At 71.3% G+C, this 21567-nt stretch carries 15 protein-coding genes; 3 read left to right on the forward strand and 12 right to left on the reverse strand.

The genetic code is table 11. From position 1 onward, the window contains the following. Positions 1-102: 102 nt before the first annotated feature. The gene (locus E1262_RS06050) at positions 103-939 is read left to right on the forward strand and encodes a mechanosensitive ion channel family protein (protein WP_162605791.1); all 837 of its coding nucleotides are present in this window, start codon (positions 103-105) and stop codon (positions 937-939) included. A gap of 217 nt (positions 940-1156) precedes the next feature. Here E1262_RS06050 and E1262_RS06055 read toward each other — a convergent pair whose 3' ends face one another. The 3 genes from E1262_RS06055 to uvrA all read right to left on the reverse strand — a co-directional run bounded on the left by E1262_RS06055 (position 1157) and on the right by uvrA (position 5905). Continuing rightward, positions 1157-2074 carry a hypothetical protein gene (locus E1262_RS06055; protein WP_132102221.1) on the reverse strand — a complete coding sequence of 306 codons (918 nt, stop codon included), beginning with the start codon at positions 2072-2074 and terminating at the stop codon, positions 1157-1159. Positions 2075-2295: 221 nt separating this feature from the next. Then, complete coding sequence (locus E1262_RS06060; RefSeq protein WP_132102222.1) at positions 2296-2865, reverse strand: Rieske (2Fe-2S) protein; 570 nt, start codon at positions 2863-2865, stop codon at positions 2296-2298. A 175-nt stretch (positions 2866-3040) separates the two neighbouring features. Continuing rightward, positions 3041-5905 carry an excinuclease ABC subunit UvrA gene (uvrA, locus tag E1262_RS06065; protein ID WP_132102223.1) on the reverse strand — a complete coding sequence of 955 codons (2865 nt, stop codon included), beginning with the start codon at positions 5903-5905 and terminating at the stop codon, positions 3041-3043. Between the two features lie 180 nt (positions 5906-6085). On the opposite strand from uvrA, the gene E1262_RS06070 reads away from it, so the two are divergent. Further along, complete coding sequence (locus tag E1262_RS06070) at positions 6086-6817, forward strand: maleylpyruvate isomerase family mycothiol-dependent enzyme (protein WP_132102271.1); 732 nt, start codon at positions 6086-6088, stop codon at positions 6815-6817. Continuing rightward, entirely contained in the window at positions 6814-7473 is a 660-nt protein-coding gene (locus E1262_RS06075; protein ID WP_203453595.1) for an MBL fold metallo-hydrolase, read from the forward strand. Before E1262_RS06070 ends, E1262_RS06075 begins: the two co-directional genes overlap by 4 nt. 109 nt (positions 7474-7582) lie before the next feature. Here the strand turns inward: E1262_RS06075 and E1262_RS06080 are convergent, their stop codons facing one another. The 9 genes from E1262_RS06080 to rpsA all read right to left on the reverse strand — a co-directional run bounded on the left by E1262_RS06080 (position 7583) and on the right by rpsA (position 21302). Beyond that, on the reverse strand, positions 7583-8692 hold the full coding sequence (locus E1262_RS06080; RefSeq protein ID WP_132102273.1) for a TerC family protein: 1110 nt from the start codon (positions 8690-8692) through the stop codon (positions 7583-7585). Positions 8693-8925: 233 nt separating this feature from the next. Continuing rightward, positions 8926-9279 carry an MmcQ/YjbR family DNA-binding protein gene (locus tag E1262_RS06085; RefSeq protein ID WP_132102224.1) on the reverse strand — a complete coding sequence of 118 codons (354 nt, stop codon included), beginning with the start codon at positions 9277-9279 and terminating at the stop codon, positions 8926-8928. A gap of 7 nt (positions 9280-9286) precedes the next feature. After that, positions 9287-10252 (reverse strand): helix-turn-helix domain-containing protein, encoded by a 966-nt coding sequence (locus E1262_RS06090; RefSeq protein WP_132102225.1) that lies wholly within the window; start codon positions 10250-10252, stop codon positions 9287-9289. A 102-nt stretch (positions 10253-10354) separates the two neighbouring features. Further along, positions 10355-14152 carry a S8 family peptidase gene (locus E1262_RS06095; RefSeq protein ID WP_132102226.1) on the reverse strand — a complete coding sequence of 1266 codons (3798 nt, stop codon included), beginning with the start codon at positions 14150-14152 and terminating at the stop codon, positions 10355-10357. 200 nt (positions 14153-14352) lie between these two features. Next, positions 14353-15309, reverse strand: coding sequence for a TrmB family transcriptional regulator (locus E1262_RS06100; protein WP_132102227.1), 957 nt, complete (start codon positions 15307-15309; stop codon positions 14353-14355). Positions 15310-15443: 134 nt separating this feature from the next. Continuing rightward, a complete protein-coding gene (gene uvrB / locus E1262_RS06105; RefSeq protein ID WP_132102228.1) occupies positions 15444-17555 on the reverse strand; it encodes an excinuclease ABC subunit UvrB in 2112 nt (703 codons plus the stop codon). Positions 17556-17671: 116 nt separating this feature from the next. Next, positions 17672-18856 (reverse strand): dephospho-CoA kinase, encoded by a 1185-nt coding sequence (gene coaE / locus E1262_RS06110; RefSeq protein WP_132102229.1) that lies wholly within the window; start codon positions 18854-18856, stop codon positions 17672-17674. A 51-nt stretch (positions 18857-18907) separates the two neighbouring features. Further along, the gene (locus E1262_RS06115; protein ID WP_132102230.1) at positions 18908-19690 is read right to left on the reverse strand and encodes a hypothetical protein; all 783 of its coding nucleotides are present in this window, start codon (positions 19688-19690) and stop codon (positions 18908-18910) included. Between the two features lie 130 nt (positions 19691-19820). Next, a complete protein-coding gene (gene rpsA / locus E1262_RS06120) occupies positions 19821-21302 on the reverse strand; it encodes a 30S ribosomal protein S1 (RefSeq protein ID WP_132102231.1) in 1482 nt (493 codons plus the stop codon). Between the last annotated feature and the right edge of the window lie 265 nt (positions 21303-21567).

Below are 21567 nucleotides of genomic sequence, written 5' to 3' on the forward strand. Positions count from 1 at the left end.
CGATCAGCGGAACAAATCGGAATCGCAATGATCCGTTCGCCGGCCGGAACTATGTTCGGGGCACCTTCGAGACAGGGCGGGAGGCATGGAATGCCCACATCTGTGCGAACAGAGAATTTCGTCGACCAACTCGGCGACTCGTTCAGCCGACTAGGATCCGACATCGGCGACTTCGTGCCGCGCCTGGTGGTCGCGCTACTACTACTGCTGGTCGGGCACTGGGTCGCGAAGCTGATCCGGCGACTGCTGACGGCCGGGTTGAACAAGATCGGCGCGGGCCGGCTGACCGAGGCCGCCGGCCTCGAGAACACGCTGCGCCAGGCGGGTACCAGCGGAGTGGCGCTGATCGGCCAGGTCGCCTATTTCCTCATCTTCATCATCTTCGTGCAGATCGCCGCGGAAGTGCTGGAGATCGACGAACTCACGTCGATGCTGAATCTGCTCATCGCGTATCTGCCGCTGGTGGCCGTCGCACTTCTGGTGCTGTTCGTGGCCGCTGCGATCGCGAATTGGGCGGCGAATGTCGTCCGGCCGTTCGCGGAGAGCCGGAACATGAGCTGGGTCAGCAGCGCCGTGCGTATCGGCGTGCTGATCATCGGAATCCTGGCCGCGTTCGACACACTGAACTTCGCACCGTCGGTGACGTCGAAGATCGAGAACACGCTGCTGCAGTACCTGCCGCTGGCGATCCTGGCCGCGGCGACGATCGCGTTCGGCGTGGGCGGCATCAACACCGCCCGCGAGTGGTGGAAGAAGCTGTCGCCGTCGACCTTCGGCTCCCCCATGGGCCGCACCGCAACGGCGTCCGCGCACGGCTCCCCGGCAGCCGGCGCGCCGGCATCCGGCGCGCCGGGTTCGGCCGCTCCCGCCGACCCGCCCGGCCCGTCGCTGTTCGGCGACGAGGAGCCACCGCCCACGGAGCCGCGCCCCGGCGCCTGACGCCGTGCGACTCCCCTGACGCCGCACCCGGCCGCCGGTTCACCCCGTTCGCACCGGCCGGGTGCGGCCCCGTCAGCCCCCTGCAGATCAGCATCGAGCGTTGATCTTGGAGTTGTTCGGCTCAAGCGTCCGATTTGCCCGATAGATGGCCGAACAATTCCAAGATCAACCGGTGCGTGGTGCAGGCGCCTGATCACCGAGCCACGTCGAGCCGAGGTCAGCCAAGTCGGCGGCGTTGGCGGTCGAGCGCGCGTCGAATGCGAGCGCACAGCTGTGCCGGGTGAGCGATGTCGGCGGCGGTGACGCGGACAACCTCCCAGCCGTGATCGCGGAGCACCTCATCTCGGCCGACGTCCGCACGCCAGCGTTCGGCGTTCGTCCGATGGACGTCGCCCTCGTACTGGATGGCGAGCCTGACGTCCGCATAAGCGAGGTCCGGGCGGCCGATCCAGCCGCCGCGCTCGTCCGATAGGTCTGGGTTGACCGCGGGCTCGGGCAGATTCCCAGCCACGAGCACCAAGCGCAACCGGGTCTCCTGCGGCGAGTCCACCCGGTCCCGGACCAGCCTCGCCAGCGACCGTGCCCGGACGATCCCGCGCCGCCGGCGCGCGACGTCCGCGGACTCCACGAGGCGGTCGCAGGTGGTCAGCCCGCGCCGCACCATCGCGTCGCCCACAACGACGAGTTCGACGTCGCCGAGCGTCAGCGACAGGTCCAGCCACGTGCGCTCCGGCGTCGTGACCCGCAGACCCCGATGCACGGTCACATCGTCCAGACCGAGACCTTCGTGAGGTTCGAGCCCGGGCCGCCGCCGCGGCACCGTTCCCGGCGGGACGATGACCTGCACGTCGGCCGGCGGCGCGACCGGTAGCCCGAACCAGGCCGCCGCCGTCGCACCGTACAACGCGGCGTCAGCGGGCAACGCCAGCAGCCACGCCCGTACCCGCCGGTCGCCGTCCACATCGAGTTCGCGCTCGGCATAGACACCCCGATGCAGGCGGACGTACCCGGGCCCGCACAGACGGTCCTTGGTGACACCGGCGGCTCGTGCGGCGCCGTACGTGAACCCGGCGCCGGCCAGCCGCTCGGGAACCGGCTGCGTCCGGCGGCCGGGGCCGTATCGCCTGTACCGCACGCGCCCACGATCGTCCTGTCCTGCCGTCGCCGCAGCGGACGAACGCCGAAATGTGGACAACTCCCGCGGTGGCCATCACGTGTGGATAGACCCACCGCCGTTCTGACCCTGTTGATCTTGGAGTTGTTCGGCTCAGGCGTCCGATTTGCCCGATAGATGGCCGAACAACTCCAAGATCAACCGGTGGGTGGGCGAGCTGGGGCCGGCTGCCGGCGGGGCGGTCAGCCGGCGAGGATCTGGTCGCCCTCGACGACGATCGCGACCGGCGGCAGCGGCTGCTCGGCCGGGCCGTTCACGACCGAGCCGTCGGTGACGCTGAACCGGCTGCCGTGGCAGTCGCAGGTGATCAGGCCCTCGGCGACCGTCGTGACCGCGCACCCCTGGTGCGTGCACGTGCTGCTGTAGGCGACGAACGTGCCTGCGGCCGGCTGCGCCACCACGACGCCGGGGCCGTGCAGGACGATCCCGCCGCCCACCGGCACCTCGGCGGTGGTGGTGAGCGCCTCACCGCCCGGCTCCCCCGCCGGCGTCGACGGTTCACCGCTCGGCGAGGCCGGCTCGCTCGGGGTCGTGGCGTCGGCGCCGGCGTCGGTGCTCTCGGTGTCGGGTTCGGCGCTCGCCGACGGCGCGCCGCCCGTGCTCGGCTCGTCGTCGCCGCACGCCGCCAGCAGGCCCGCGACGCCGACGGCGCCCATGCCCATCAGCGCGGTTCGCCGGCCGATGCACCGGCCGCAGGCCACGTGCCCATCATCGCTCTCCTGCGTCAGGGTTGCCGCGTGGTGATGATCCATCGATCGCCTCTCCGTGTCAGCTGCGTCTGAGCGGCCGACGGCGCCAAGCATCCGCCGGCTCGCCGCAGTGTCAACGACCGGCGCCGGCGGATGGCTCCGTCGCCGGCCGCAGCCACCGCTCACGTCTGGTTCTACGGACCGGCCGGCCGGATGGATTGCACCACACCCCGATGGTCTAGACCCCGAGGATGTCCTTGAGGAACGCGCCGGTGTGCGACGCCTCGACCTTGGCCACCTGCTCCGGCGTGCCGGTGGCGACGACGGCGCCGCCGCCGGTGCCGCCCTCGGGACCCATGTCGATGATCCAGTCGGCGGTCTTGACGACGTCGAGGTTGTGCTCGATGACGACGACGGTGTTGCCCTTGTCGACCAGCCCCTGCAGCACGCCGATGAGCTTGCGGATGTCTTCGAAGTGCAGCCCGGTGGTGGGCTCGTCGAGAACATAGATGGTCTTGCCCGTGGACCGCTTCTGCAGCTCGGCAGCGAGCTTGACCCGCTGCGCCTCGCCGCCGGACAGCGTGGGCGCCGGCTGGCCGAGCCGCACGTAGCCGAGGCCGACTTCCTTGAGCGTCCGCAGGTGCCGGGCGATGCGCTCGACTGGGGCGAAGAACTCCGACGCCTCCTCGATCGGCATCTCGAGCACCTCGGAGATGTTCTTGCCCTTGTAGTGCACCTCGAGCGTCTCGCGGTTGTACCGGGCGCCGTGGCAGACCTCGCACGGCACGTAGACGTCGGGCAGGAAGTTCATCTCGATCTTGATGGTGCCGTCGCCGGAGCACGCCTCGCAGCGGCCGCCCTTGACGTTGAACGAGAACCGGCCCTGCTGGTAGCCGCGGACCTTCGCCTCCTGGGTCTCCGCGAACAGCTTGCGGATGACGTCGAAGACGCCGGTGTAGGTGGCGGGGTTGCTCCGTGGCGTGCGGCCGATGGGCGACTGGTCGACGTGCACGACCTTGTCGACCAGGCCCATGCCCTCGATGCGCGTGTGCCGGCCCGGCACCGCCCGGGCGTTGTAGATCTCTTTCGCCAGCGACGTGTACAGGATGTCGTTGACCAGCGTCGACTTGCCCGAACCGCTGACGCCGGTGACGGCGACGAAGCAGCCCAGCGGGAAGCTGACGGTGACGTCCTTGAGGTTGTTGGCCCGCGCCCCGACGACCTTGAGCGCGCGGTCCTTCGCCGGCGGGCGCCGCACCGCCGGGATGTCGATGCGCTTCTTCCCCGACAGGTACGCCCCGGTCAGGGAGTCTTCCTGCGTCATGAGGTCGTCGACGGTGCCGCTGACGACGATCTGGCCGCCGTGCTCGCCGGCGCCCGGACCGATGTCGACCACCCAGTCGGCCACCTTGATGGTGTCTTCGTCGTGCTCGACGACGATCAGCGTGTTGCCGAGGTCGCGCAGCCGGACGAGCGTCTCGATCAGCCGGTGGTTGTCGCGCTGGTGCAGCCCGATGGAGGGCTCGTCGAGCACGTACAGCACGCCGACCAGGCCGGACCCGATCTGCGTGGCCAGCCGGATGCGCTGCGCCTCGCCGCCGGCCAGCGTGGCCGACGCGCGGTCGAGGCTGAGGTAGTGCAGGCCGACGTCGACCAGGAACTGCAGCCGCTCGTTGACCTCCTTGAGCACCCGGGCGGCGATCTGCTCCTCGCGCTCGGACAGCCTGAGGGTGCGCAGGAACTCGGCGCACTCGCCGATGGGCAGCGCGGCGACGTCGGCGATGCTCTTGCCGCCCACCGTCACCGCCAGGACAACCGGCTTGAGCCGGGTGCCGCCGCAGGCCGGACACGGGACCTCGCGCATGAAGCCCTCGAACCGCTCGCGGCTGGCGTCGGACTCGGCCTCGGCGTAACGGCGCCGCACCCACGACAGCACGCCCTCGTAGGACGTGTAGTACGAGCGCTCGCGGCCGTACCGGTTGCGGTAGCGGACGTGCACCTGCTCGGGGTGCCCGTGCAGGACGGCCTCGCGCGCCTTCTTCGGCAGCGTCTCGAACGGCACATCGGTGCGGAACCCGATGGCCTCGGACAGCGCGGTGACCAGGCGGTCGAAGTACTCCGATGTGGTGCCGGGCGCCCATGGGGCCAGCGCGCCGTCGTCGAGGCTCTTGGACGGGTCGGGGACGACCAGCTCCTCGTCGACCTCCATGCGGGTGCCCAGGCCCGTGCACTCGGGGCAGGCGCCGAACGGGGAGTTGAACGAGAACGACCGCGGCTCCAGCTCCTCGAACGACAGCTCGTCGTACGGGCAGTACAGGTGCTCGGAGTAGACCCGCTCGCGGTGGTCGTCGTCCTCGGGCAGGTCGACGAAGTCGAGCGTGACCAGGCCGCCGGACAGCCGCAGCGCGGTCTCGACAGAGTCGGTGAGCCGGCGCTTGGCGGACTCCTTGACCGCCAGCCGGTCGACCACCACCTCGATGGTGTGTTTCTCCTGCTTCTTCAGCTTCGGCACGTCGGTGAGCTGGTACACAGTGCCGTCGACCCGGGCCCGGGAGTAGCCCTGTGACTGCAGCGTGCGGAAGAGGTCGGCGTACTCCCCCTTCCTGGCCCGGACCACCGGCGCCAGCACCTGGAACCGGGCCCCCTCCTCGAGGCCGAGCACCTGGTCGACGATGGACTGCGGGGTCTGCCGGCCGATCGGCCGCCCGCACTCGGGACAGTGCGGATGTCCGGCCCGCGCGTAGAGCAGGCGCAGGTAGTCGTAGACCTCCGTGATGGTGCCGACGGTCGAGCGCGGGTTGCGCGACGTGGATTTCTGATCGATGGAGACCGCCGGCGACAACCCCTCGATGAAGTCGACGTCCGGCTTGTCCATCTGTCCCAGGAATTGGCGGGCGTAGGCCGACAGCGACTCGACGTAGCGGCGCTGGCCCTCGGCGAAGATGGTGTCGAAGGCCAGGCTGGACTTCCCCGACCCGGACAGCCCGGTGAACACGATGAGCGCGTCACGCGGCAGGTCGAGGGAGATGTCTTTGAGGTTGTGCTCCCGTGCGCCGCGGACCACCAGGCGGTCGCTGGCTCGGGCGGCGGTTCGTTCGGTCATGGGACCCCGTGGACTCCGGTATCAGTGGTGGCGCAGTGGACAGGTGTACGGCTCATAGCATCGTAGGGGGCGGGTCCGACAAGGTCGCTCGGACGAACGGCCCGGGACGAACCAACTCAGTCGCCCCAGCGGCCGATGAGGACTAGGTTCGAACCCGTGCCCACCGTGAACGCCGAACCGATGTCCCACGATTCCGGCGGTGACTCTCCCGCCGCCGGGCCGGTGACCGCCGCGACCGAGCGCATCGTCGCGACGGCCGCCACGCTGGACGACGCTGACCTGACCGCGCCCAGTCTATGTCCCGGCTGGACCCGCGCCCACGTCCTCACGCATGTGGCCCGCAACGCCGACGCGCTCTCCAACCTGCTGGCCTGGGCGCGCACCGGCCGCGAGAACCCGATGTACCCCAGCAACGAGGCCCGCGCCGCCGACATCGAGGCCGGCGCCGGGCGCTCGGCCGCCGAGATCGTCGACGACCTGCGCGCCTCGGCCGACCGCTTCGTCCGCGCCGTCATGGAGATGCCCGACGACGGCTGGGAGCGGCAGGTGCGCCGCGGCCCGGCCGGCACCGGCGATCCGCTGCCCGGCCGGCGGGTGCTCTGGCTGCGGCTGCGCGAGCTCGAGGTGCACCACGTCGACCTCGCCACCGGCTACGGCCCGGCCGACTGGCCCGCCGCGTTCGTCGGCCGCGCGCTGGACGAGACGGTGCGCGCGTTCGGCCGCCGCGAGGACGTCCCCGCGGTCACGCTCGAGATCGACGGCGACGGCGTCGAGCACCTGGGCGCCGAGGCCCCGGTCACCGTCGGCGGCGCGCCGGCGGATGTTCTTGCCTGGCTGATCGGCCGGTCCGACGGTGCCGGCCTGCGGGTCCAGCCCCCCGGCCGGCTGCCCGCGCTGCCGCCCTGGCTGTGACCGCGTACACCGGCCACGTGACGCCCGGCGGCGTGCCGGGCGTGCACGAGCTGGCTCGGCTGGTCGTCACCAAGGCGTCGGTCGGCGGGAGCCGGGACAACAACGTCTACGTCCTGCGCGACCGCTTCACCGGCGACGAGCTGCTGATCGACGCCGCCGCGGAGCCTTCGCGGGTGCTGGCGTTGTGTGGCGAGGGTCCGCTGCGCTACGTCGTCACGACCCACCGGCACCCCGACCACTGGGGAGCGCTGGCCGAGGTGGTGGCGGCGACCGGCGCGGTGACGGTCGCGCACGCGGCGGACGCCCCGGCGATCCCGGTGCCGACGGCGCAGGTGGCGCAGGACGGCGACCGGCTGCACTTCGGCGACGTCACGGTGGAGCTGATCCACCTGGCCGGCCACACGCCCGGCGGCCTCGCGGTCTTGTACGACGACCCCACCGGTCCGCCGCACCTGTGGACCGGCGACTCGCTCTTCCCCGGCGGCGTCGGCAAGACCCGGTCGGCGGCCGACTTCACGTCCCTGCTGGACGACGTCGAGCGCAGGCTCTTCGACCGGCTGCCGGACGAGACGTGGGTCTACCCCGGCCACGGCGACGACACCACGATCGGCGCCGAGCGCCCGCACCTGGCGGAGTGGCGCGCCCGCGGCTGGTAGCCCGGCGATCCGCTGCGATGGATGACGACGATCGCGGCGTCGGCCCGCGCAGCGGCGACCGGGTGTCAGGCACGTGGCCTGGCACCCGGTCGCCTGGTCGAACGGACGCTCAGCGGTGGTCGTCGACGTGGTGCGGCTCCACGGCGGCGGCGTCGGCGGACTCGCCGGCCGAGGCGGCGGACGAGCCGTCCTCGACCTCGCCCCGGGCGGCGCGGGCCGCGCCGGCTGCCCCGGCCAGCTTGCGGTCGTCGCTGCGCGACTTGAGCAGGCTGAGCACCGTCGTCGCGAGCAAGGTGCCGATGATGACCGTCAGCGACAGCCAGATGGGCACCTCGGGCACGCTGTGGAACGGCTCGCCGCCGTTGACGAACGGCAGGTTGTTCTCGTGCAGAGCGTGCATGACCAGCTTCACGCCGATGAACGCCAGGATGACGGCCAGGCCGGCGGACAGGTAGACCAGCTTCTCCAGCAGCCCGCCGATCAGGAAGTACAGCTGCCGCAGGCCCATCAGCGCGAAGATGTTCGCGGTGAAGACGATGAACGCCTCCTGCGTCAGGCCGAAGATGGCCGGGATGGAGTCGACGGCGAACAGCAGGTCGGCGGAGGCGATGGACAGGAAGACGATGACCATCGGGGTGTACAGGCGCTTGCCGTTCTCGCGGATGCGCAGCTTGACGCCGTGGTACTGCTGGGTCATCGGCAGCACCCGCTGGGCGCGGCGGACGAACGCGTTCTCGTACTCGTCGTCGTGCTCGTCGTGGTGGACCTGCTGGTTGGCCAGCCGGACGGCGGTATACACGAGGAACGCGCCGAAGAGGTAGAAGACCCAGGCGAACTCGTTGATGAGCGCCGCGCCGAGCAGGATGAACACGCCGCGCATCACGATGGCCGTGAGGATGCCGAACATCAGCACCGACTGCTGGAACTGCCTGGGCACCCGGAACTGGGCCATGATGATCACGAAGATGAACAGGTTGTCGACGCTCAGGCTGTACTCGGTGAGCCAGCCGGCGAAGAACTCGCCGGACGCCTGGCCGTGGCCGACGAACCCCAGGACGATGCCGAACACCACCGCCAGCCCGACGTAGAACGCCACCCACAGGCTCGCCTCGCGGATGGACGGGGCGTGTGGGCGGCGGGTGACGATGAGCAGGTCGGCGGCGAGCAGCAGGACGAGAACGACGAACGTTCCGACTTCGAACCACACGGGCAGGTTCAACACGAAGACAGGGTCCTCTCCGGTGAGCAGACCGCACAGCGGGCGCTGTGCGCAACCGGAGGTCTCGTCCGCCCAGGATCACCGGGCCGGAGGCACCGGGAGCTCCCCGGTGTAGGGAGCATCCGTGATGACGATGCCACCGCGTCGGGATTACTCCCCTCCACGCTGAGCTCAGTATATTTCACAGCCCCCGCCGGAAGTGCAATTCGTCGCCCCGGCCGGCGTTCCCGGACTCACTCCGGCCGGAGCCGTTTGGGCAGCTTCGCGACGACCATCGCGTACGAGTCGTCGATGGCGTGCCGGATCTCCTCGTCGGGAATCGCCCCGCCGACGCGCAGCGTGTTCCAGCCGGACCGGCCGATGTAGGCCATGATCGAGGCGTCGTCCGGATACCGCGCCAGCCACTCGTCGGCCTCGTCGCGGTCGCGGCCGCATTTGACGCCGACGCTGGGGCCGCCGGGCGGCGTCCCGGTCCCGAGGAAGGCGAAGATCTTGTCGCCGACCTTGGCGACGACGTCGCCCTCCCACGGCTCGTCGCGCCAGGCGCCCGGCTTGGCCAGGCAGTACGTCAGCAGCTCGTCCCACATAGGTCCATCACAGCACGCCGTTGCGGGCGGCCTGAAGCCCCGCCTGGAACCGGGTCCGGGCGCCGAGCCGGCCGCTGATCTCCTTGATCCGCCGCTGGACGGTGCGCTGGCTGGCGCCGACGTGCCGCGCGATCGACTGCTCCGTCAGGCCCGCGGCCAGCAGGTTCAGGATGACGCGGTCGTCGTCGACCTGGCCGTCCTGATCGCTGGGGGCCAGCCGCAGCGGCATGGCCCGCAGCCAGGTCTCCTCGAACACCTCGGCGAGGACGTCGAGCAGCCCGCCGGGGTGGACGACGAGCAGCTGGTCGGTGATGAGCGCGCCGGCCGTGGCCGGGAGCATGGCCAGGCGGTCGTCGATCAACAGCATGCGGGCCGGCAGCGTCGGCGCGACCCGGGCCTCCTCACCCGCCGCGATGCCGCCGATCAGGTCGTGGAGCCGGCCGGGCAGGTCGACGGCGCTCTGCTCGTACAGGACGCGGTGCCGGACGCCGGCACGCAGCAGCTCGACCTCGATCGGGTTCGGCTCGCTGTTCACGACGCCGTACGGCGGCCGCTCCATGGCCCGGACCTGCGTGCGGGCGCTGCTGTAGACGTCGACGAGGCGGCGGGCCGTCGCCTCGGAGCCGGTGACGATCTCGACGAGGTCGCCCGGCTCGACGGCGTCGTGGCGGCGGCGGTGCCGGACGGCGAGCTCGTCGACGAGGACGCGGCTGCGCTGCAGGTCGCGCTCGCGGGCGGCCAGCGTTCCGGCGAACGCCAATGCGGGGTCGACCAGGCGGTAGGCGGGCGGCTCGCCCGGCAGCCGGTCGGCCAGGCCGCGCCGCTCCAGCGCGTCGAGCAGCTTCTCGACCGCGTCGGGCGGCAGGCCCGCCGTCCCGGCGCCCAGCTCCGCCGCCGTCGCGGGCCGGGCGTGATCCAGCAGGGCGAGGTAGACGATCTGCTCCTCGTCGCTGAGGCCGAGCTGTTCCAGCATGCGCGGCTCCGGGGGTCGAGACCGCTGGCCAAAACGCGCCACTGACGGATTTCCGCCAAAGCATAACCCCTGTCACGCGCCGCCGTCGTGGAACGCGGCTGGTCAGGAGAGCGCGTACGCCCGCTGGATCGTCTGGGTGGTGCGGTTACCGCGGCCGTCCCAGACCTCCACCCGGAGACTGACGAAGCCGCTCGTGTCGGCGAGCTTCGGGTGGTGCGTCCGGACGTGGAACTCGCCGCCCCTGGGCCTCGGGATGACCCGCGCCGGCTCCCAGCTCGCGCCGTCGTCGAAGGAGACCTCCACCGTCATGCCGGCGACGTCCGCCGGCCCGGCGTACCCGACGGCGCGGCCCGTGCGCACGATGAACCCGAAGCCGCGGCCGGACGGTGCCCGGTTGAGCAGGTCCAGCGGCACGTCGTAGCCGAGCATGATCACCGGGAACGCGGCGCACACGTCGGCGCTGGGCAGAATCTCCCCACAGCCCTCGACCTCCAGCTCGGCCGGCGCCTCGGACACGAACGTCCACGCGGTGTGCATGGTCGCGGCCAGCTGGTGCTCCGGACCCACGTCGGCCTGGCCGACCTGCTCGATGCGGTACGTCGCCTCCTCCTCGACGAGGAACTCCGCCGGGTCGTCGATCCGCTCGCCGTCCCGGAACAGGGTCGAGGTGGTCCAGGTGCGGCCGCTGCCGTAGTGCGATGGATCGGAGTCGCCCCGGGGCCACGGGGCGAACGCCCAGATGTTCTCGGTGCGGCACATGACGCACGGAAGCACGGTGTGCGCCTTCGGGTGTGCGGGCGCCTCGTGCCAGCTCACCGGGTAGATCCGTCCCGGCTGGTAGGCCTGCACGATGCCGCGGAGGTTCACCGAGTTCCAGCCCCAGACCGAGTGCACCTGCTGCCGCTGGCGCATCTCCGGGCCGGCCGTGACGTAGTCGGTGCGCCGGGCCGGCTGGATGAGCTGGTCGAAGAACCGGAACGTGCCGCCCTCCCATGCGGCGAAGACCTCCATCACCTCGCTGCCGCGCAGCCCTTCCATCTCGGCGTGGTAGGAGTTCTCGACGGCGGCCAGCTCGGATCGGCGGGTGGTGTGGGTGAGCTCGTCCGGGATCCGGCCGGCGTCCTCGGCCCACAGCTGGTAGGTGAAGCCGGACTCGGCCACGCCGGTGAGCGTCAGCTCGACCGGCCCGCCGGCCAGCCGCTCACGCAGGCGCTCGCCCTCGTCGAACGACGTGGCCAGCACCGGCAGCGTGTTGGCGCTGTCGACGGAGACCGATACCGGCCCGGGGCGGTCCCGCGTCACCAGCAGCGCCGCCGCCCCGTGCGCCTCGGCCAGCCGGGCCTGGTCCTCGGCCCAGGAGGGGTCGCCCGACACGAGGACCACGGCGCCGTCGACGTCCGCTCGCGCGTAGTCCTCGGCGGTGCCGGCGCCGGCGTCGACCAGCGGCGCCACCCGTTCCCCGGCGAACCGGCCGGTGTAGCGCGGGGTGACCACGGGCACCGTCGCGGACCCGGCCGCGGCCTGGATCAGCGGCTCGCGCAGCGTCGTCGCGATGGTCATGGTGAGCTCGCCGGCCGCCGGCTCCGGAGCCGGGATGGCGCCGTGCCGGGTCGTGCGGTCCGACCGGTCGGCCAGCCCGGTGTACACCGTCGTCGCGCCGTTCGCCATGGTCCGGTAGAGCGTGGTGGTGATCTGCGTGGGCTCGGTGGGGCGCGGGTCGTCGGTCACGTCGAACTCGATGTCGACGGCGTTCCGGGCGTCCGCCTCGACCCGGGTGTCGGCGCCGACTCGCACGCCGGTCTCCACGAAGATGTCGCTGCTGAGGTCGGTGAAGCCGCCGCCGGGGTCGGCCGTCGCGATCGTGCCATAGACGGTGTACGTGCCGGCCGGGACGCCGAACGCCAGCTCGTCGCCGTCGTACACGTCCTGGGTCGAGTAGTGCAGCGCTGGGTTCGCCTCGTTGACGACGACCACGCTGGCGCGGTCCGGTGTGGCGCCGTCCCGCCCGACGACGCCGACGGTGAGCTGGTGCGTCGCCGGCTCGACGTGGAAGGCCACCGCGGTGATCGCGGCGGCCCCGCCCGGCGCCGTCGCCCGCAGGTGCCCGGTGAACCGGCCGGCGGCGCTGCGGGCCGGGTCCAACGTGACCTCGACGGTCGCGCTCCCGCCGGCGGGCACGGTCAGCGTCGGCGCGGACAGGGTGAGCGCGCCGGCCGCGGGCGCGGTGCCGTTCCGGTCGGTGACGTCCAGCGCGAGCTCCAGCCGCAGGTCGGTGTCACCGCTGTTGGCGTAGGTGACGGGGACCGTGCGGGGCGCGGCATCGGCCTGCGGATACGGGTGCACGCCGAGCTCCACCTTGCCGGTCGCGGTGAGCGGTGACGACGTGACAGCGGCTGCGTCGACTCGGCCGGTGCCCTGCGCGTAGAGGTCGTGACCGAGGTCCACGGCGGTGCTCATGAGCGCGTCCTTGAGCTGCGCACCGGTCCAGTCCGGATGCCGCTGCGCGACCATCGCGGCGACGCCGGCGATGTGCGGGCTGGCCATGGACGTGCCGCCGTTGGCGAGGTAGTACTCGCCCACCGGCACGCCCTCCTCGGTGCCGCTGGACCGCGCGGCCACGATCGCCGCGCCCGGTGCGGTGATCTCCGGCTTGACCGCCCGGTCACCGACGCGCGGGCCGCGGCTGGAGAAGCCGGCCATCCGGTCCTCGGCGTCGACGGCGCCGACCGCCAGTGCCGCGTCCGCGGCGGCCGGCGAGGTCACCGTCGGGGAACTGGGGCCGTAGTTGCCGGCGGCCACGACGAACAGCGCGCCGGACTCCTCGCTCAGCCGGTTCAACGCCTGGCTCTGCGGGTCCTGGCCGTTGCTCGGGTAGGAGCCGAGGCTGAGGTTGACGATGTCGGCGCCCTGCTCGACCGCCCACTCCATGCCGTCGATGACCTCGGAGTTGTAGCTGTAGCCCTGGTCGTCCAGCACCTTGCCGACGAGCAGGTCGGCACCGGGCGCGACGCCGCTGTACCGGCCGTCCGACGCGGCGCCCGTGCCGGCGACGGTCGAGGCGACGTGCGTGCCGTGGCCGTGGCCGTCGTGCACCGTCTCGCCCTCGATGAAGCTGCGCGAGCCGACGACCTGGCCCGCCAGGTCCGGGTGGCCGGTGTCGTATCCGGTGTCCAGCACGGCGACGGTGACGCCGTCGCCGTGGTAGCCGCTATCCCACGCCTCCGGGACCCCGATCTGCGGCCGGCTGTCGTCCAGGCTCGCCGAGACCCGGGCGTCCAGCCACACCTTCTCCACGGTGGCGGAGCTGCGCGCCCGCGGGCTGGTGAGGTGGCGCCAGAAGTCACCGGTCGTGTCCTTCGCGACGTCGACCGCGACACCGTCGATGCTGCTCAACGTCGTCACGTCGGACGTGGCAGGCAGCGCGGCCGACCGCTGCGCCGGCCGGCCGGCGCCGTCGGCGTAGGTGACGATGAGCGGGATGGTGTCGATACGGTCGTCGGTGTAGCCGTTCTCCGCCAGGTACCGCACGTCGAACAGCCGCTCGTCCAGGAGGCCGGCGGAGATCAGCGGCTTCGCCTGGTCCGGCACGACGTGCACGCCGTCCGGGCCGACGGTCATCTCCATGCTGCGGGTGCCGCTGTCCGGGGCGAGCTCGACGCTGACGTCGGGCCGCGGGCCGCCGGTGTCGGTGTAGACCACGGTGTCGCCGGTGATCAGGGTGATCTCCACCGGTGTGCCGGCTGGTGCGGCCGCCGGTCGGGGCGCGCCGCCGAGGGTGTCGAGCGAGGGCGCCGCGGTATCCGGCGAGCCGGGGACGGCGGGTGCGGCGGGGGCGCCGGCCGCCGTCGACGCGCCGGCCGTCAGGACGAGGACGGCCGCGCTGGCCAGGACGTTTCTCACGACGTTCTCCTGTTCGTTGCACCTGAGCGATCGGCGGCGGCTCACGGCCGCACCCGGAAGCGGGCGGTCGCGGACAGCTCTGGCACCCCTCGGCTCGTGATGGTGGGCAAGACAGTACGAATGACGCGATCACCAGCTCAACGGTCACAAGCGGCGACTGTGCGCCAATGTCACAGAGACGACACGCGGGTCCTGTGGCGTCAGACCCAGCCGCGGCGAGCGGCCTCCCAGGCCAGCTGCATGCGGGTGCGCACGTGCGCACGGCTCATCAGCGCCTGCACCTTCCGCTGGACGGTACGCATGCTGGTGCCGCGATGCACGGCGATGGCCTCGTCGGTGAGCCCGGCCAGCAGCAGCGAGAGCAACTGGCGGTCGTCGGCGTCGAGGAACGGCTCGCGCGGCGAGGGCGAGTTCTCGTTGTCGACGTGCAGCGGCACGGCGGTGGCCCAGACGAAGTCGAACAGCTCGAGGAGGGCGTCCAGGACGGCGCCCGCCCGGACCAGCACCCCGACCGGGGTGGTGTCGTCCTGAGCCATCGGCAGCATGGCCACCGAACGGTCGACGACGAGCATCTTCACCGGCAACCGCGTGTGGACCCGGACCTGGTCACCGGGCCGCAGGCCGTCGCGTACCGCCTGCAGGGCGCCGGGCCCCTCTAGCGCCTCGGTCTCGAAGACCGTGCGACCGCGCACCGGCGCGGCGGGCTGTACCCGTTCCTCTGTGCGCACGGCGATGATCGGCGGCTTGATGAGGTTGAGCACCTCGGAGCGGGCGGCGGCGAACAACGTCATCGCGGTCTGGCGTAGCGCCTCGTGGCCACGGACGATCTCGAAGACCCCGGACGCCTCCATGGCCAGCGCGTTGGCCCGGTGCTGGACAGCGAGCCGGTCGAGCGCCTTCTGCGCCGACCGCAGCTCGCTCAGCCGGTCAGCGATCATCGCCTCGACGACCCCGGGCGACGCCGCGACGTACCGGGCCGGGGTGTCGGTGGTGCGGCGGGCCAGGCCTCGTTCCAGGAGCCCGGCCAGTGCGGTGTCCACGGCCGACGACGGCAGACCGGTCGCTGCGGCGAGCTCGGCGGCCGTCGCGGAGACCACGGACACCAGCTGCCGGTACACGCGGTCCTCGTCCCCGGAGGCGCCCAGAACCGTGAGCATCAGCACCTGACGCGGGTCATGGGTGCCGGCCTCCGGGGGGGTTCGTCCGGTTTGACCGAGAACCCTAGCGCCCGCCCGGCCCGAGCGCCGGCCGCGGACCACCCTGACCCGGCGGCCGCGCCGCGATCATCGGGTCAGCGGACGCCGGCCTCGTGCATGCCCCGCAGCTCCTTCTTCAGCTCGGAGATCTCGTCACGCAGGCGGGCCGCCAGCTCGAACTGCAGCTCCGCCGCCGCGGCGTGCATCTGGTCGCTGAGCTGCTGGATGAGGCCGGCGAGGTCGGCCGCGGGCATGCCGGCGAGGTCGGCCGCGTGCTTGCCGGCGCCGCCGACACTGGCCCGGACCCCCGGCACCGGCGACTTACCCCGGCTGGCGGCGCGGCCGGAACCGCCGATGAGCGCCTCGGTGTCGGCGTCTTCGCGGGCCAGCAGCTGGGTGATGTCGCTGATGCGCTTGCGCAGCGGGGTGGGGTCGATGCCGTGCTCGACGTTGTATGCAACCTGCTTCTCGCGCCGCCGGTTGGTCTCGTCGATGGCGTTCTGCATGGACGGCGTGATGGTGTCGGCGTACATGTGCACCTGGCCGGACACGTTGCGGGCGGCGCGGCCGATGGTCTGGATGAGCGACGTGCCCGACCGGAGGAACCCTTCCTTGTCGGCGTCGAGGATGCTGACCAGCGACACCTCGGGGAGGTCGAGGCCCTCGCGGAGCAGGTTGATGCCGACCAGCACATCGAACTCGCCCATGCGGAGTTCGCGCAGCAGCTCGACCCGGCGCAGGGTGTCGACCTCGCTGTGCAGGTAGCGCACCTGGATGCCGCGTTCGAGCAGGTAGTCGGTGAGGTCTTCGGCCATCTTCTTGGTCAGCGTGGTGACGAGGACCCGCTCGTCGCGCTCGACCCGCAGCCGGATCTCGTGGATGAGGTCGTCGATCTGGCCCTTCGTGGACTTGACCACGACCTCGGGGTCGACCAGGCCGGTCGGGCGGATGATCTGCTCGACGACGGTGTCGACCTTGTCCATCTCGTACGGGCCGGGCGTGGCCGACAGGTACACCGTCTGGCCGATGCGCTCGAGGAACTCCTCGAACCGCAGCGGCCGGTTGTCCATGGCGCTGGGCAGCCGGAACCCGTGGTCGACGAGCGTGCGCTTGCGGCTCATGTCGCCCTCGTACATGCCGCCGATCTGCGGCACCGTGACGTGCGACTCGTCGATGACCAGCAGGAAGTCGTCGGGGAAGTAGTCGAGGAGGCAGTTCGGCGCCGAGCCCGGCGCGCGCCCGTCGAGGTGCCGCGAGTAGTTCTCGATGCCGGACGTGAACCCGACCTCGCGCATCATCTCGATGTCGTATGTGGTGCGCATGCGCAGCCGCTGCGCCTCGAGCAGCTTGCCCTGCCGCTCCAGCTCGGCCAGCCGCTCCTCCAGCTCGGCCTCGATGCTGCGGATGGCCCGCTCCATCCTCTCGCGCCCGGCGACGTAGTGCGTGGCCGGCGCGACATACGTCTCGTTCTCCTCGCGCATGACCTCGCCGGTGAGCGGGTGCATCGTCATGATCCGCTCGATCTCGTCGCCGAAGAACTCGACCCGCACGGCCAGCTCGTCGTACATCGGGATGATCTCGAGGGTGTCGCCGCGGACCCGGAACGTGCCGCGGGTGAGGTTCTGGTCGTTGCGGGTGTATTGGACGTCGACCAGCTCGCGCAGCAGCCCCTCGCGGTTCTTCTCGTCGCCGACCTTGAGGTGCACCATGCGGTGGAGGTACTCGTCGGCCGAGCCCAGGCCGTAGATGCACGACACCGTCGCCACCACGATGACGTCGCGTCTGGTCAGCAGCGACCACGTAGCCGAATGCCGCAGCCGCTCGACCTCCTCGTTGATGGAGGAGTCCTTCTCGATGTAGGTGTCGCTCTGCGGGACGTACGCCTCGGGCTGGTAGTAGTCGTAGTACGAGACGAAGTACTCGACCGCGTTGTTGGGGAACATCTCGCGCAGCTCGTTGGCGAACTGGGCGGCCAGCGTCTTGTTCGGCACCATGACCAGCGTGGGCCGCTGCAGGCGCTCGACCAGCCAGGCCGTCGTCGCGCTCTTGCCCGTACCGGTGGCACCGAGCAGGACGGTGTCCTTGTCGCCCTTGCGGATCCGCCGCTCGAGCTCGTCGATGGCCGCCGGCTGGTCGCCGGACGGCTCCCACTCGCTGACGACCTTGAACGGTGACACCGTCCGGGTGATCTCACTTGCCGCACGCATGACATCAAAGGTATGCGCTCCCACCGACAAGGTCCGACGGTACGGCTACGGCGAATCCCGCGTTTTCCATGATCATCCAGGATTCGACCCCCGATGGTGTGGTGGATCCTTGATGATCACGGGAGCGGACGCCAGCCGGCCTCCGCTGCCCACGCGTCGGCGCGGGCCAGCGCCCCGTTGATCCACGGGGTCTTGCGCGTGGCGTACTCGTCCACCGACGAGTGCGGCTGAGCGGCCAGCCCCCGCTTGAGCGCCGCATACTCGTCCACCGCGTCCGGGTGTGCCCGCAGCCAGTCGCGCAGCAGCAGCGCATCGCGCCACGTCGGCGACGTGACGGAGCGGATGTGGCAGTTGACGGCGCGGCCGGGGTCGGCGTTCGCAGACAGCACCTTGTCGCGCTCGACGCCGTCGCGGTCGACGTCCCACCAGCGGTCGGGCAGGCGGACCAGCCCGGCCTCGACCAGGTCGCCGGCCACCGACGCCGCCGTGTCTAGATCCGCGACGACCAGCTGCACGTCGATCACGTCCTTCGCGGGCAGGCCGGGCACCGACGTCGAACCGTGGTGGTCGGAGCGGATCAGCCGGTCCCCCGCGACCCGCCGGATCCGCGCCAGCAGCCGCTCGCCCTGCTCGGCCCAGTTGGGGTCGGGATCGGCGATGACGGCGTGCGGCGGACGCGGCGCGCGGGTCCGGGTCCGCAGGTTCGCCTCGAACGGCACCAGCCGCTGCGTCCACAGGGCGTCGACGGCGGCCTCGGTATCCGCAAGCGGCCCGGAGTTGTCCAGCCAGACGTCCGCCGCGGCGCGCCGCTGCTCGTCGGTCGCCTGCGCCCGGATCCGGGCCAGCGCGTCCGCCTCGATCATGCCGCGGTCCTCGACCAGCCGGCGCAACCGCTCGTCCTCCGGCGCGTGCACGACGATGACCAGCGGGAACCCGGCGGTCAGTCCGTTCTCGACCAGCAGCGGGATGTCCTCGACGACGACCGCGTCCGGCCCGGCCGCGCCGACCAGCTCCTGCCGGCGCCGTCCGACCAGCGGGTGCACGATCGCGTTCAGCGCCCGCCGACGATCCTCGTCGGCGAAGACGATCTTCCCGAGCGCGGGCCGGTCGAGGGCGCCGTCGGGTGTCAGGACGCCGGGCCCGAACTCCTCGACGACGGCGGCCAGCCCCGGCGTCCCCGGCGCGACCACCTCGCGGGCGATCAGGTCAGCGTCGACGACCGTCGCACCCCGCTCGGCCAGGCGGTGCGCCACCACCGACTTGCCGGCCCCGATCCCGCCCGTAAGCCCGACTCTCAGCACCCCACGACCCTAACGGGCGCCGCGAGTCCACGGGCCGCCCGCGCTCAACTCCTAGGTCGTCGACGCGCCGGGCGTCGCGGACGCGCCCGGCGTCGCCGTCTCCGTCGTTGCCGGCGTGCCCGTGCCCGACGGCGCGGGCGTCGCCGTGCCCGTCCCCTCACCGCCACCCAGCAGGTGCGCGGCCAGGTTCACCAGCACGACCGGCTCCGCGGCGGCCGGCACGAGGCCGTGCCGCAGCGTGACGACGTAGGTGCGCATGTCGTCGGCGACCACGAACGACACGTCCTCGGTGTCGGACAGCAGGAAGCCGTCGTGGCCGGCGACCGCCTGGGCGGTGACGACGGTGCCCGCGGCCTGTGCGCTGTCGACGGTGGAGTCGATGCGGCCGGCGGCGGTCTCGGCGTCGGTGTAGCCGCTGACGGCGATCTCCAGCGGCACCGGTGGCGGGGTGGGCGGCGGCGTCTGCCCCTCCGGGACCTCGGGCACGCCGTAGCTGCAGGTCAGCCGACCGGTGCGGCCCGAGTCGGCGAGGAACTCGTCGTTGTAGACGCGGACCGTCTCGCCCTGCATCGGCACCTGGAGGATCTGCGCGATCTCGCCGGCGCTGGCGAGGTCGCCGCAGAGCTCCGGGACGCCGGTCGTGGAGGTCGGCGACGCGGTCGGGTCGCCCGCCGCCTCGGTGCCGCCGCCCTCGGTCGGCTCCTCCGACGTGGGCACGACCGGCACCTCCGGCTCGTCGCCGTTCGAGCAGCCGGCCAGCAGCAGCAGGAGCATCGGCAGGATCAGCGTCGCGGCTCCGGCTCGCCCGGTCCGCCGGCGGTCTCTGCTCGTCATCAACGTCTCCTCCCGCTCGGGCACACCGTAACCTCCCGCGCCGCCGCGATCACGAAGGCGCCGCGGCACGACCGGCAGATGCGACGAGCCCCGCACCCGAGGTGGGTGCGGGGCTCGCGATGCGATGGGCTCAGTTGCCGGTGAGCTTCTCGCGAAGCGCCTGGAGCGCCTCGTCGGACGCCAGCGTGCCGGCGCCTTCGTCGTCCTCGCCCGAGGAGTACGTGGACGGGCTGTCGACCTTCGCCTCGGCGTCGGCCTCCTGCGCGCTCTCGATCTGGGACTTGTGTGCTTCCCAGCGAGCGTGGGCCTCGGCGTACTGCCGCTCCCACTCCTCGCGCTGCTTCTCGTAACCGGGGAGCCAGTCGTTGGTCTCCGGGTCGAAGCCCTCGGGGTACTTGTAGTTGCCCTGGTCGTCGTAGTCGGCCGCCATGCCGTACAGCGTCGGGTCGAAGTGCTCGCTGACGTGTGCGGCGGTGTCGCCCTCGTTGGCCTGCTTCAGCGACAGCGAGATGCGGCGACGCTCGAGGTCGATGTCGATGACCTTGACCATGACGTCCTTGCCGACGGTGACGACCTGCTCGGGCACCTCGACGTGGCGCTCGGCCAGCTCGGAGATGTGCACGAGGCCCTCGATGCCGTCCTCGACGCGGACGAACGCGCCGAACGGGACGAGCTTGGTGACCTTGCCGGGCACGATCTGGCCGATCTGGTGGATCCGGGCGAACTGCTGCCACGGGTCCTCGAGGGTGGCCTTGAGCGACAGCGACACGCGCTCGCGGTCCATGTCGACGTCGAGCACCTCGACGGTGACCTCCTGGCCGACCTCGACCACCTCGGACGGGTGATCGATGTGCTTCCAGGAGAGCTCCGAGACGTGCACCAGACCGTCGACGCCGCCGAGGTCGACGAACGCGCCGAAGTTGACGATCGAGGAGACCACGCCGGAGCGGATCTGCCCCTTCTGCAGGGTCTGCAGGAAGGTCGACCGGACCTCGGACTGCGTCTGCTCGAGCCACGCCCGGCGGGACAGGACCACGTTGTTGCGGTTCTTGTCCAGCTCGATGATCTTGGCCTCGATCTCCTTGCCGACGTACGGCTGGAGGTCGCGGACCCGGCGCATCTCGACCAGCGACGCGGGCAGGAAGCCGCGGAGACCGATGTCGAGGATGAGGCCGCCCTTGACGACCTCGATGACGGTGCCGGAAACGACGCCGTCGGCCTCCTTGATCTCCTCGATCTTGCCCCAGGCGCGCTCGTACTGGGCGCGCTTCTTGGACAGGATCAGGCGGCCTTCCTTGTCCTCCTTCTGCAGGACGAGGGCCTCGACGTCGTCGCCGACCGACACGACCTCGGATGGATCGACGTCGTGCTTGATGGACAGCTCACGCGAGGGAATGACGCCCTCGGTCTTGTAGCCGATGTCGAGCAGGACTTCGTCCCGGTCGACCTTGACGACGGTACCGGAAACGATATCGCCGTCGTTGAAGTACTTGATGGTCTCGTCGATCGCGGCGAGGAAGGCTTCCTCGGACCCGATGTCGTTGACCGCGACCTGCGTGGTCGTCCTAGGGGCCGTCGAGGTAGGCGTCTCGGCCTCGATGCTGCTCGTCATGTGGAAGGGGACTCCGGACAAGGTTCGGTTGAAGCGTGCGCGCCAGGACCCTTGGATCGCTGTGCCATCACCGACCAGGTCCTAAGTTCCCCTGTGCCGCCAACCGACAATAACGAGCGCGAGCCTGCTCCGTCCGAGGTTCGCGCAGGCCCACAGCGCACACACAGATTACCTGCCCGCGACGACCAGGGTCAATTGGCGGAAGGTCGCGAGTTGATCACGGCGGCGGATTCAGCTATGGGGTCACCGGGCGTCAGGCCCCCGT

This window comes from Jiangella aurantiaca, from assembly GCF_004349105.1.
In the GTDB taxonomy this organism is placed as follows: Bacteria; Actinomycetota; Actinomycetes; order Jiangellales; family Jiangellaceae; genus Jiangella; species Jiangella aurantiaca.

Excerpts from the sequence above, each read along its gene's own strand:
- uvrA (WP_132102223.1), bottom strand. The coding sequence starts at position 5,905 with ATGACCGAACGAACCGCCGCCCGAGCCAGCGACCGCCTGGTGGTCCGC.
- E1262_RS06070 (WP_132102271.1), top strand. The coding sequence starts at position 6,086 with ATGTCCCACGATTCCGGCGGTGACTCTCCCGCCGCCGGGCCGGTGACC.
- E1262_RS06085 (WP_132102224.1), bottom strand. The coding sequence starts at position 9,279 with ATGTGGGACGAGCTGCTGACGTACTGCCTGGCCAAGCCGGGCGCCTGG.
- E1262_RS06115 (WP_132102230.1), bottom strand. The coding sequence starts at position 19,690 with ATGACGAGCAGAGACCGCCGGCGGACCGGGCGAGCCGGAGCCGCGACG.
- E1262_RS06100 (WP_132102227.1), bottom strand. The coding sequence starts at position 15,309 with ATGCTCACGGTTCTGGGCGCCTCCGGGGACGAGGACCGCGTGTACCGG.
- E1262_RS06060 (WP_132102222.1), bottom strand. The coding sequence starts at position 2,865 with ATGGATCATCACCACGCGGCAACCCTGACGCAGGAGAGCGATGATGGG.
- uvrB (WP_132102228.1), bottom strand. The coding sequence starts at position 17,555 with ATGCGTGCGGCAAGTGAGATCACCCGGACGGTGTCACCGTTCAAGGTC.
- rpsA (WP_132102231.1), bottom strand. The coding sequence starts at position 21,302 with ATGACGAGCAGCATCGAGGCCGAGACGCCTACCTCGACGGCCCCTAGG.
- E1262_RS06090 (WP_132102225.1), bottom strand. The coding sequence starts at position 10,252 with ATGCTGGAACAGCTCGGCCTCAGCGACGAGGAGCAGATCGTCTACCTC.